The 11,472-nt window shown below is 40.1% G+C and carries 8 protein-coding genes and 1 rRNA gene; 4 read left to right on the top strand and 5 right to left on the bottom strand.

Features of this window, described 5'->3' with window-relative positions; genetic code table 11:
* Window positions 1–99: 99 nt before the first annotated feature.
* The 3 genes from RG47T_RS18025 to RG47T_RS18035 all read right to left on the bottom strand — a co-directional run bounded on the left by RG47T_RS18025 (window position 100) and on the right by RG47T_RS18035 (window position 3,768).
* A complete protein-coding gene (locus RG47T_RS18025) occupies window positions 100–1,122 on the bottom strand; it encodes an aldo/keto reductase (protein WP_074493570.1) in 1,023 nt (340 codons plus the stop codon).
* 422 nt (window positions 1,123–1,544) lie between these two features.
* The gene (locus tag RG47T_RS18030) at window positions 1,545–2,525 is read right to left on the bottom strand and encodes an acyl-ACP desaturase (RefSeq protein ID WP_074490854.1); all 981 of its coding nucleotides are present in this window, start codon (window positions 2,523–2,525) and stop codon (window positions 1,545–1,547) included.
* A 52-nt stretch (window positions 2,526–2,577) separates the two neighbouring features.
* Window positions 2,578–3,768 carry a glycoside hydrolase family 5 protein gene (locus RG47T_RS18035; protein WP_074490855.1) on the bottom strand — a complete coding sequence of 397 codons (1,191 nt, stop codon included), beginning with the start codon at window positions 3,766–3,768 and terminating at the stop codon, window positions 2,578–2,580.
* Between the two features lie 32 nt (window positions 3,769–3,800).
* On the opposite strand from RG47T_RS18035, the gene RG47T_RS18040 reads away from it, so the two are divergent.
* The 4 genes from RG47T_RS18040 to RG47T_RS18055 are packed head-to-tail and all read left to right on the top strand — an operon-like array spanning window position 3,801 to window position 10,779.
* Window positions 3,801–5,153 (top strand): sensor histidine kinase, encoded by a 1,353-nt coding sequence (locus RG47T_RS18040; protein ID WP_074490856.1) that lies wholly within the window; start codon window positions 3,801–3,803, stop codon window positions 5,151–5,153.
* A 20-nt stretch (window positions 5,154–5,173) separates the two neighbouring features.
* Window positions 5,174–7,267 (top strand): cellulose biosynthesis cyclic di-GMP-binding regulatory protein BcsB, encoded by a 2,094-nt coding sequence (locus RG47T_RS18045; RefSeq protein ID WP_074490857.1) that lies wholly within the window; start codon window positions 5,174–5,176, stop codon window positions 7,265–7,267.
* 39 nt (window positions 7,268–7,306) lie between these two features.
* Complete coding sequence (locus tag RG47T_RS18050; RefSeq protein WP_245770893.1) at window positions 7,307–9,223, top strand: glycosyltransferase; 1,917 nt, start codon at window positions 7,307–7,309, stop codon at window positions 9,221–9,223.
* Window positions 9,220–10,779 (top strand): hypothetical protein, encoded by a 1,560-nt coding sequence (locus RG47T_RS18055; RefSeq protein ID WP_074490858.1) that lies wholly within the window; start codon window positions 9,220–9,222, stop codon window positions 10,777–10,779. The genes RG47T_RS18050 and RG47T_RS18055 overlap by 4 nt, the downstream gene beginning before the upstream one ends.
* A 129-nt stretch (window positions 10,780–10,908) precedes the next feature.
* On the opposite strand, the gene RG47T_RS26160 is transcribed toward RG47T_RS18055, so the two are convergent.
* Both RG47T_RS26160 and rrf read right to left on the bottom strand, forming a co-directional pair.
* Window positions 10,909–11,073: a hypothetical protein gene (locus tag RG47T_RS26160; RefSeq protein ID WP_171972561.1), complete on the bottom strand. Its 165-nt coding sequence runs from the start codon at window positions 11,071–11,073 to the stop codon at window positions 10,909–10,911.
* Between the two features lie 64 nt (window positions 11,074–11,137).
* Window positions 11,138–11,249 (bottom strand): 5S ribosomal RNA (rrf, locus tag RG47T_RS18060).
* Between the last annotated feature and the right edge of the window lie 223 nt (window positions 11,250–11,472).

Below are 11,472 nucleotides of genomic sequence, written 5' to 3' on the forward strand. Positions count from 1 at the left end.
GCGCGGAAGATTGCGTGGTGGAAGGGGTGTGTTATGCGTATGGCAAAGCAGCACTGATAAATAACACACCCCTAATTCCTCTCGAGAGGGGAAATGAAATTATCGCCTCTTCTCCACTTTATCGTAAAATCCGCCAAACGAATTAACCTTCACGGCATCCTCGTTAAAGAAATCGCCGGGGAAACCTAGCTTGATGGCGCTTACTTCATCCAAACGTTTCAACTGATCGACGGTCAGCGTTACATCTAACGTTTTTAAATTGTCTTTTAGCTGGTCTACTTTGGTGGCACCTACAATTGGGGTACAGGAAAAACCTTGTTGCATGGTCCACTTAAGGGCTACATGTGCCGGCGATACACCAATTTCATCGGCAATGGCCATTACTACTTTGGTAATGCGCTCGCTGTTTTCGTCGCGGCGGTTACTTTCTGCTTTCACGCGGCCTTGCTCACCTTTCAGGTATTTACCGGTTAGGGCCCCGCCTGCTAAGGGTGCCCATGGAGTAACCGTCATGCCGAAGTGTTTAGCCATCGGGATCAGTTCCCGCTCCGGCGTGCGCTGTATCAAACTATACTCTACCTGCAAGGCAATGAACTGGCTCCAGCCCATTAGTTCGGCCAGGGTATTCCCCTTGGCTACAACCCAGGCCGGGGTATCGCTTATGGCGGCGTAATTGATCTTCCCCTGGCGAATTAGGTCATCCAGCCCGCGCAGCACTTCATCTATCGGGGTTATATCATCCCAAATGTGCAGGTATAATACGTCGAGAAAATCAGTTTTTAATCGCTTCAGGCTTTCCTCCACGCTGCGCATCATGTTTTTACGGTTATTGCCCGATGCATTGGGGTTAGTGAGGTTATCCTTTAACGTGTATTTGGTAGCCAGCACAAAGTAATCGCGGTCATGGTTACTCATGTACTCGCCGATAATCTTTTCACTGGTACCCAGCTTATATACATTGGCAGTGTCCAGGAAATTGCCGCCAGCGTTGGCAAACTCATCCATAATGGCAAAGCTGGTATCTTTATCAGCACCCCAGCCGCCTTCGGTACCAAAACCCATTGTGCCCAGGCACAGTTCAGAAACTTTAAGGCCCGAGCGGCCCAGTAATTTGTATTGCATAATGGTAGAACGTTTTACCAATTATATCTGTTTTAATCTTTAAAACCTAAAAAATACGGCAAAACAATAGCGCAGAGCTGCTTTTAATTATACTACTATGAAAATCATTAATACAGAAAAACCGGTATCGGTTGATGAAATAGAAAGATTATTTAATGAAAAGCTGAACCCGCTGTTTCATGACCAACGCCAGATTGATATGAGCTTGCTATTGTAAACCGCGACGGTGCTATCGAGATCATCAACACAGAATTTTACGACGGCTTTTTGTTCCGAGTAGAAATACAAAGTAATGAGATAAATGTCACCAAATCTGAGCATTATACAGATGATGTTAATTTATTAACCCTCGAAGAAATCCTGAACGGTTTCTTCCTCGAATTTCCGGGGCGAAATAATATTAAGAATATCGAAGATGAATCTTAGCCTGCTATCCAGCTGAACTTGTACTCCAAACCGGGGTTCTTCATACGTTCTGCCACGCGGATCAAACGATCTGGCAGCGCTGTAATATAATCGCGTGCTTTTTCACCGGCTTCGTTAAGGTCTGGCATGCTTTCAATGTGCCATTCCTCAATCAGGCTTTTCATAATGTCTACATAATCCAACGCGGTGTAAACACCAAGGCGCTGTGCAGCATCTGTAAAGTGACCAAAGGTTTGACCAATCTTCAAGCCAACCTCACGCAAAAAGTGTGCAGGCATTACAATCTTCTGACGCATCATATCTTCAAAGGCAACCATAGCTTCGTTAGGGTCAACTTCAAAAATTTTGGTCATAAAGTGTTTGTATGCCTTAGCATGGCGGGCCTCGTCAGATGCAATTACGCCACACATTTTAGCCAGTAGTGCATCACCATCTTTTTTAGCCAACGCAGCTACACGCCTGTGCGAAACATTGGTAGCCATCTCCTGGAAAGAAGTGTATATAAAGTTGCGGTAAGGATCTGTACCAGTACCTATGTCGAAACCATCCGCAATAAGGTATTGCGTTGATACCTCCATGGCGCGCATATCTACACGGCCACTCAGGTATAAATATTTATTCAGTAAATCGCCGTGGCGGTTTTCTTCGGCAGTCCAGTGGCGGGTCCATTTCATCCAGCCATTATCTTCACCCAAATCAACACCGTCAACCATGGTTAACCATGATTCGTAAGTTGGCAGGGCTTCTTCGGTAATGGTGTCGCCAATTAATACGGCCATTAAATCATATGATAAGCCACGGGCGCTTTCCTGTAATTCTTTTATTTCTGAAAAGAAAGAGTCACGCGTTGAATCCGGAAGCAGATCAGACGGTTGCCAGTTTTCATCAATGGGCTTCAAAAAATCCCACATTTTTTCCAGCATATATTTTTCAATATGCGTCATTACTTCTTTACGCTGCTCAGCAAAAAACTTCATATCATCTATAACAGGCGGTAAAGTTAGTAGTTTTAAATACTTATACCTATTTTTAATCAGTTTTAATTACGTACTTCAAAGCATCCTTAAAACAGGGTGAGAGATGCGCTAAAGACGGTTTTCCGGCAAAAATAGAAAAGTTTGTATTATAATCCCAAAGCATACCGGGTATACCCAATTCTGCTAATGATTTTCTTACCGCTTTAATATATCTGCACCGGCTATCAACATCGGCGTATTTATTATATACGCCATATTCGGCACATAATATGGGTACATTATATTTATTGCTCCAGTTTTTCACAATTTGCAATTTATCTTTAACCGATTGTTCATTACCGTCGCGCTGGTATTGGGCGTAATTAATTTCGCCCCAGGTACCTTTAGCTTTTGGATTTAATTGCGGAAATTTTTCCCCATCGTAAGGAAAAGGTACCCCGGTTGTACTCACCTGATCGCCAACCCATGCCGCGCCCTGATGGGTAAAGAAAAAAGGTTCATAAAAATGAAACGTGTAAATAATATTATTGTCGGCCATCCGTTGGGTTCGGCTCAGTTCATAAATACTGTTAAAATTTGAAGCACCTACCAGTAGCGTTCGCTCTTTATCAACCTTCCTTATGGCTGTTATAATGTTATAGGCAGCGTCTTTCCACCGCTGTGGATCCATGTGTGGCGGCTCGTTATATATATCATAAAATAAGCGGCCTGTATTTTCATTTTTATAATGCTTGCAAATTAATAACCAGTTATTAATAGCTTCTGTGGTGGCTGCAGCATAGTTATTATCATTTATTTTGCCTCCATGATAGTCTATAATCAATTTAAAGCCATAGTGCTTGCACTGGCTAAGTACGGCATCAACCCGGGCCAATACTTGCTTTAACGGTATATGCCTGCTGCTGTAATATTCAAAAGCAACCGGCAGGCGAATGCTTTTAAAACCCAACTGTTTAAGTAAAACAAAATCTTCATTCCCAAAAGGTTTATGTTTCAGGGCCTCCGCGTTCCACGTTTGCTCCAGCCACGAAATATTTATGCCGTTATCCAACCCTAGTGCTTTATTGAATAAGACATTACGCTGACTATTGGCAATTGGTTTAGTTTTTGCAGTTTGACATTGCGCGCTTAGATGCAATACTGATAACAATAAAACCGCATACAGGTGTAATACAGGACTAAATAAACCGGCTGATTTTTTAAAAAATTGGTTTTTTCGGTTTAACTTCACACCCAAACTCATTGCTTAAACTGATTAATTTACGATATTAGATAATGTTTGTTCAAATAAGTAAAGAAGAATTTGCCAAAGAAAGCAACAAAAAAGCCTGGTACCAGACTAATAACATCATTTGGACAATTATATTTCTATATCCCATTCTTAGCATAGTCGATTTTATATATGCAAGCGATATCTGGATCCAGTTTTTAATTGTAAGGATAATACTGGTTTTAATAATACTCGGCCTTTACACATTTTTCCAAACCCGTAAATACGATTATCGAATACTGCTCCACATTACTTTCCTGCTACTTTCCATACCGTCTGCCGTACTTTGCAATATTGTAAACATACAAGAGTTAACAGTTTTCTTTTTAATATACTCTGCTATTATCCTGTTTTTTAACCTACAGGTATTTTGGGAGCCTATTAACTCGGTTATACAGGTAATTATTGCATTGGTATTGTTAGCTGTGTTCTTTAATACACTTAACCAATATTCGTTAGACTTGTTTATCAGCAATGGCGGCCAATACTTCTTTATCATTAGTGTTATCTCCTGCCTTATTGTAAGTGCCCGTTATAAAGTGACCGAACGCGATGTAAAATCGCAGATCATGATCGAAAAATCTAACGAGCAGCTGAAGCAGCAAAACAAAGATATTGTTGACAAGAACAACATTATTGACATGCAGTACGAAAAGCTGCGCAAGCTCGACGAGCAAAAGAACAGCTTTATTAATATTGCAGGCCACGACCTTAAAAACCTTATCGGATCTGTTATTATGAGTAATAACATGATTAAGGATGAGGAGTACCGCCTGAGCACAGACCAGAAAGAATTTTTACAATACATACAGGAGGCTGCCGAAAAAATGCAGTACATGCTTAACATGCTAATGGATGTTAAGGAAATCGAATCGCCGGAGATTAAATTCAACTCCGAAATTTTTGATATTAACTCTGAGGTGCAGTATGTATATAAAGGCCTGCAGGAAACTGCCCAAATGAAAAACATTACCCTGGTAGATAATATCCTGAAGCTTCCGCTTAATGTAAGGCTGGATAAGGTATTCACCGGCCAGGTTTTTCAAAACCTGCTTTCAAACGCTATTAAATTTTCGCAAACTAATAATAACATCAAAGTGGCTACCAGCCTGCAGCGTCAAAAATTTGTATTCGAAATTATTGACGAAGGTATAGCCATTGGCCAGGAAGAGCTGGACAATATGTTTGGTAAATTAAAAACATTAAACGATGCCAACAGCAGCAATGCCACCGGCAGCCGTTTGGGCCTTGGTTTATCCATTGCCAAACTAATGACCCAGGAAATGGGTGGCGAATTATCTTACCGCAGCGATTATAACGGCAACTATTTCCGAGTAGAATTTAACGTGATCAACTAAATTATTAGCACAAAAACCCGATGAATAAGCTTTTATCACTACTTTTTTTTATTGTTCTTTTTGGCAAGGCAGCATCAGCCCAGCAAACCATTGTAACTTTTAAGTCTTTAGGGCGCGATGATGATGCTATAACAGGTATGAGCGGATCGAGCGCTTATTACATTAAAATTGATCCGTTTATGGAAGTAAACGGCAGTAAAATGGTTCTTTTTTTCGAACCATCACAAGCCCTTATTAAAGACAAATCATACATCAACGTACTCATTAATGATAAACCCGTATACAGTGCTCACTTAACAGGAGATTCTATCCAAAAAGTAGTTCTGGGACTTAGCCGTGCCGATCTTTCACCAGATCGCCGCTACATTAAAATCCAGATCCGCACGCTGTTAACCATTACAGACGATAAGTGCCGCGATTTGGATAACCCGGCCATGTGGTTAAAAGTTAAAGGTAATTCTTACCTGGCACTTAACAGAAGCAGCACTAATTTCTTTAACAACGTTAATATCTCTAACTCGTTCGATTCAAAGTCTGCTATTGTTTATCCGGTTAACCCAACCCTGCACGATTTAAAAGCAGTTGCCTGGGCTTATGCCCGCTTAAAAAAATCTGATGTTAAAAACATCCAGGTAATACAGGCCGATCATATACCAGATTCTATCCATAACTATATTATGGTTGGCTCTATGGGCCAAATTAACCCCGATAAACGTAATTTAATTAAAGTTAACCCAAGCAGCGGCCAGGGTTTATTTTACCTGCACAAAGCCGTAATTTCTGTTACAGATACCGTTACCAACTTAATAACCATGAATGGCCAGATGGTACCTGCCCGTTCTGTACAAACACACCAGATACCAGAAGAAATTTTATTTGTTACCGGTGGCGATGAGCCTGGTTATGAGAAAACAATTACCGCCCTGGGTAATATGAATATCTTAAACTCAACCTTTGGCGATTATTTGCTGATTAACAATGCGGCTAACAACTTCTTTAAAACGATTGACGAAAACCGTTCTAAACTAACTTTACGCCAGCTTGGCGGTTTAACAAACTTTGCATCGGGCGTTGGTTCGTTAAAAACAGTTTACAACTTTAAAAACAGTGATTTTAGCTTCACCCCTAAAGAAGTTGAAATACGTTTTGTGGCCAACTATAGTGCGCTTAACCTTAATGATCGTGGTTACTTTAACATTTACCTTAATGGTATGCTTATCAGCAGTGAGAAACTTGATGCATCGGGTAAATTAAATACTGCGGTAACCATTAACCGTTATCAGCACCATAAATATAACACGTTGGTGGCCGAGTTCAGGTTCCACCCAACTACTGGTAACTGCGCCAACAGCTTTACCAACTTCTTTGCCGAAATTGACGTTGATAAATCATACCTCGAATCAAAGAATCCTTTTATTACCAATGACCTGAGCTTTTACCAATACCCTGAAGCATTTAACTCGGGCACTACCAAAATTGTAGTGAGCAGAGATTATGCTAAATATGCAGCAGGCGCAATGGGCGAAATTATTTATGAGCTGAACAACAATATCAACGCAAATAATTTCCCAGAATTTGTTTACTCGGAGGACCTGAAGAACAATAAAGGTGATTTAAAGAAGTATAACATTGTTGCCCTCTTATCGCGCAATGACCCCTTGATAGAAGAATTCCCCGACGCGCCGATCAAGTTCGACCATGATTTCAGGCTCTATAACAATAACAACAACGAGGTAGTTTACACCGTGTCCGACTCCGTATCCAATGGTTTGGCGCAAATATTTTACGGCCGGAGCAATAATGCCTGCCTGGTGTTAACCGCAACCGGTAAAAACCTCAGCAACGCCTTCCTGGCAGCATCACGTTCTATTACCGAGCAGTTATCAACCCTATCCAGCAACGTGTGTATTGCCGATGTAAACAATAATAAATACTTGTTCAACATCAGCAAATCGAGCGAAAACCTGGAATATGTAGATACCAAAAGCGCATTATCACGTTTCTGGGAAAATTACAACCTGTTTATACTATTAGGCATACTGATCCTTATCCTGGCTTCTTTCCTTTATGTAAGGTTTAAAGTTCAGAAATCACAAGAGATCATTAACGAATAACGAAAGCAAGCATTTAATCATTTTTGTAAAGTAACATTCATGCCGGAAGATATCAATGAGTTAAGTGCTGTAAATTTGGGTTCTGGTTACACCAGCGCCCAAACAGACTACAAAAGCATGCCCATACCAGATCTGCTGGTTAAGGATGGCTTTATGTCTGTAGCAGATCTGATCAAGATAAAGGCCTTTTCAGAACGCTCGGGCCTGTCAATGATTAAGATCATCTTAAACTTCGGTTATGTTTCGCGCAAAAATTATGAACGCTCACTAACAAACGCAGGGCACGTATTCCATCAAATAAGAGAAGAAGCTTATGACATGGACATACTTAACCAGATTGAACTTAAGTTTGCCGACGAGCATGTAGCTTTACCCATCCGCAAAGAGGATGATAAAATAATCGTACTAATGGCCGATCCGAGCGATCAGCTGTTTATTGAATTCATTAGGGCAACCTATGATTGCGAGCCGGAAATTATCCTGGCACCCGATCTGGACATTACCTGGTTAAGCCACAAATTAATAGGGATACCTTATGTAAAATCGGCCGTGTTTGAATTATTAAATCACGACCCTAAAAGTTCGGCTTTAATTACTTTTACAAGCGCCCAGCTAATCTTTCTATTCGGTTCAATAGCGGTAATGTGTATCTTTTTAGTACTCAGCTTTACTATAACCGCTATCGTTATCAATGTGTTTATCAGCGTCATATTCCTGGTGGCCATCATCTTCAAACTATTCCTGGCTTTGGTAGGTTCGCGCTTTGAGCTACATCAAGCTGTAACAAAAGAAGAAGTGAAGCAGGTTGTTGATAACGAGTTGCCGATATACACCATATTATTGCCGGTGTATCGCGAAGATAAACTAATTAAGAAACTGGTATGGAACCTGCAAAGTCTGGATTATCCGCGCGAGCAACTGGATATTAAACTGCTGATAGAAGAGGATGACGACAAAACGCTTAATGCCGTACGTAACCTCGACTTCCCCGCCGTTTTTGAAGTGGTAGTTGTACCTTATCATATGCCTAAAACCAAGCCAAAAGCTTGTAACTATGGCCTTCACTTTGCACGCGGCGAGTATTTAACTATTTATGACGCCGAAGATATCCCGGATACCGATCAGCTTAAAAAAGTAGTTAGTTTATTTAATAAAATGCCCGAGAATTTTATTTGTATTCAGTGTGCTTTAAACTACTTTAACCGTAACGAGAACTTCCTTACCCGTATGTTTACGTTAGAATATTCGTACTGGTTTGACTATATGCTGCCTGGGCTGGATACATTGGATATCCCTATTCCATTGGGTGGTACCAGTAACCACTTTAAATTAGATGCCCTTGTTGAACTAGGCGCCTGGGACCCCTTTAACGTTACCGAAGATGCAGATTTAGGGGTGCGAGCCTACGCCAAAGGTTATAAAATAGCCATTGTAAATTCTACTACTTACGAAGAAGCCAACAACGAACCCTTTAACTGGATTCGTCAACGCTCGAGGTGGATTAAAGGTTACATGCAAACCTACCTGGTGCATATGCGCAACCCGGTAGCCTTATGGCGTAAAATTGGCTGGAAAGGCTTTTTAGGATTTAACTTCTTTATCGGTGCCACACCAATAACGTTTTTACTCTATCCTTTTTTGCTGAGTGTTTTTATTGCCTACCTGGTGTTCGACTTACGTACCATACGCTTGTTGTTTCCAGATTGGGTACTGTTCATCTCTATTTTCAACCTGCTTATCGGCAATATCCTCATGATCTATGTAAACATGATGGCTGTATTTAAAAGACGCTATTACGAACTTATTTTATTTGCCATTGCCAACCCCGTTTATTGGTTAATGCATTCCGTAGCAGCATATAAAGGCTTATATCAATTAATTGTTAAACCATTTTACTGGGAAAAAACTAACCATGGTTTAAGTAAGGTAAATAATGCAGTTAACGTAGTTAAATGAAACAGCAGTCTAAAACCTTATACATTGCTATTCTCGCCTTCGTACTCGCAGTTTATTACTTAGTTTGGGGCGTATACCTGGCTAAGCTTGGCTTTTTTAATAAAGAAGAATTATTTCTGATAGAAAAAGCTAAGATAATTTTTGAAGGTACGGGCAACCGGTTAAAAGTAATGGGCTTAACATCGCCCTTGCTTCCATTTTATAATACATTTATATTTACCACCATTAGTTATACAGTAGCCCCTATTCTAGCGTCTGCTTTTGGTACGGGTATATTATTTTATCTTATTTGCAGTACGCTTATTAAACGTACCAATGATGAGTTTTACATCCTGGCCATATTATTACTGTTTCTGTTCCATCCAGGGCTTTTATATGTGGGCAGTGCGGGTAAGTCAACCTATATGGTACTTATCTTTTTCTATTTGTTCTTCCTCAACATATTTAAATTTTACAACTCCAACACCACATTTCACGTATCCATATCAAGTATCTGCCTGGTTGTACTTATATTTTGCGATTATAAGTTTGTATGGCTTACCTTATTTTTCATCCCGCTTGTACTCTCAATTTCAATACATACCTTAAACCTGGGCGAAAAAGAATCTATCTTCAGGCTATTTCTCAGTTTCAATAACCCTTCCTTAAGGCGTAAGCTGATTAGTAAGTCGATGGCTATTTTCGTTATCCTTTTTATACTTCCGTTGGCATCCATCTTAATTTATAAGATGCTTAACCTTACCCATGCTAATGATCTTAATTATTTTATCGACAGCCCATATTCTAACTGGAGCGTACTAGCCGAAAAAATTGATTACAGTACACTGCAAGACACCGTAAACCATAAACTACCAGAAATTTCCATCATCATATCAGCCAGGGTTATTATATTTTTCCCGTTAATATTGCTTGCTTTCTACCTTTTCAGGGATAACACTTACCAAATGCTTACCCTGTTAACGCCATTCTTTTTTATTGAGTTTCTAAAAATCAAATACGCCAAAGTATTTATAACAGAGCAATACTATATCATCTTCCTTATACTGGCTTTATTGTGTATTGTTACCAAAATCAATACAGTGCGTAACGAAGGTATGTTTAAAGTGATACTTACGCTAATGATCGTACTTTCGGTTTATACTGGTTACAGCATTATGTACACATCAGCGATAGCTGAAGAAAACAACTTTATTTCGTGCATCTTACACAAAAAAGTAACAGATAGCCAGGAAGAAGTAAAAAGTGTTGCTGCTTATATCAATAATTTACCGCAAGAATCACACGTATTATTAGATGACGCCATTGCTTATCCTATAGCCAGCTTTTCAAGAGATATACGTTCACTAACCTTACCTTACCAGGACGACTATTTAAGCGCCATAGAAGCCCCTCAAAAATACGACAGATATATTCTTATAGCCAGCAATAAAAACTCGGCTAATAGCTACACAGAACTAAATACAAAGTATGTGGCACTTTATAAATCGGCCAATAGTAATGTGAGCTTACGTAAAGTGTTTGAAACCGATAACTGGATCTTGTTCCAGGTATTGTAATTCTATAATTAGCTGCCGTTAACATAAGTCAAGCAATACAATATTTATTAAGCAATCAGGTACATATCTTGATTGCTTTTTTTATGATTAATTTACTGTTAATTGCATTTATTACAGCTACCAATAAGCTTATTGGTCAAGTAAAACCACGGTAGCACTAATCGGCGTATGCAGTCCCGCTATACGCTCATACTCCACAGGCCTTAGCCACGGTGGCCGGTATCCGCTGCTATCGGGTTTAGGGGGAATGGTGTATTGGCCCTTGATTCTTTCTTCCGGACTTGCCGTCTTCACCGACTTTGGGACTTATACAAAACAAAGAAAGCCCCGCTCATTGCTGAACGGGGCTACTTTTAAGATTTGGCACCGACCTACTCTTCCACATTTTACTGCAGTACCATCGGCTCTGGTGGGCTTGACTGCTCTGTTCGAAATGGGAAGAGGTAGACACCACCGATATAGGCACCTGAATATTTTGAGTTATTAGTGAGTGGTTGATTAGGTGAATGGTTAAGTCGTTCTTTTCTAACTACTCACTCATTCAACTATTTACTACTCACCAAAACGTTTGGATTCATAAAGAACAATAAGCTGGCAACATGGCCAGTTATAAAAACAGGAAAGCCTTTGCCGGTTAGACAAAGGCTTTATACCCTGATAAGATTTGGCGCCGACCTACTCTTCCACATTTTA

Origin of the sequence: Mucilaginibacter polytrichastri (genome assembly GCF_001911425.1) — a bacterium.
GTDB classification, from domain to species: domain Bacteria; phylum Bacteroidota; class Bacteroidia; order Sphingobacteriales; family Sphingobacteriaceae; genus Mucilaginibacter; species Mucilaginibacter polytrichastri.

Coding starts and splice junctions, on each gene's coding strand:
- RG47T_RS18040 (WP_074490856.1), top strand. CDS start 3,801: ATGTTTGTTCAAATAAGTAAAGAAGAATTTGCCAAAGAAAGCAACAAA.
- RG47T_RS18035 (WP_074490855.1), bottom strand. CDS start 3,768: ATGAGTTTGGGTGTGAAGTTAAACCGAAAAAACCAATTTTTTAAAAAA.
- RG47T_RS18025 (WP_074493570.1), bottom strand. CDS start 1,122: ATGCAATACAAATTACTGGGCCGCTCGGGCCTTAAAGTTTCTGAACTG.
- RG47T_RS18055 (WP_074490858.1), top strand. CDS start 9,220: ATGAAACAGCAGTCTAAAACCTTATACATTGCTATTCTCGCCTTCGTA.
- RG47T_RS18030 (WP_074490854.1), bottom strand. CDS start 2,525: ATGAAGTTTTTTGCTGAGCAGCGTAAAGAAGTAATGACGCATATTGAA.
- RG47T_RS18045 (WP_074490857.1), top strand. CDS start 5,174: ATGAATAAGCTTTTATCACTACTTTTTTTTATTGTTCTTTTTGGCAAG.
- RG47T_RS18050 (WP_245770893.1), top strand. CDS start 7,307: ATGCCGGAAGATATCAATGAGTTAAGTGCTGTAAATTTGGGTTCTGGT.